Below are 526 nucleotides of genomic sequence, written 5' to 3'. Positions count from 1 at the left end.
ACAGGATGCTAATGCTTTAACTGGTGATCAAGGCGTACCAATAAATCAGCCGATTACGTCAGATGAAGTATCAAGTGTTATCAATAATTATTATTATACTGACTATCACTATGGAGATACGAATACTTATATTCGATCTGATAGCGGTAAAGGAACTTTCCCTTGGGCACCTGTTCAGCCAGATGATTGGACACCTCCAAAACCAACTGACCCTGATCCAAAGCCTACTGATCCTGATCCAAAACCAACTGATCCTGATCCAAAGCCAAATGATGGTATTGATTTAACTCATCCAGACAAAAAAGAACCTGAGTTGCCGGAAATTCCTACAATTCAGATGATTATGGATCCTGTTCTTAATGTTTTTCCAATGCTTAAACAATGGTCATTCCCTAATGTTGATGGTGAATGCCCTAAACCTGATTTTGACGCTTTTGGAAAAGTTTTTGTTGTTGAAGCTCATTGTTACATAGCTGAACAAAATCGCTCAATAATTGGCGCCAGCTTCATGATTTTCTACGCTTTA

At 38.6% G+C, this 526-nt stretch carries 1 protein-coding gene; it reads left to right on the top strand.

Translation table 11 applies throughout. The features are described 5' to 3' along the window. The coding region (locus tag HBA93_RS18200; RefSeq protein WP_221724236.1) for a hypothetical protein at positions 1-526 on the top strand (526 nt) is incomplete at both ends.

This window comes from Ochrobactrum sp. SFR4, assembly GCF_019730395.1.
In the GTDB taxonomy this organism is placed as follows: domain Bacteria; phylum Pseudomonadota; class Alphaproteobacteria; order Rhizobiales; family Rhizobiaceae; genus Pseudochrobactrum.
The sequence above is the reverse complement of the archived record's forward strand: the minus strand, read 5'-3'. Positions and strand labels throughout refer to the sequence as shown.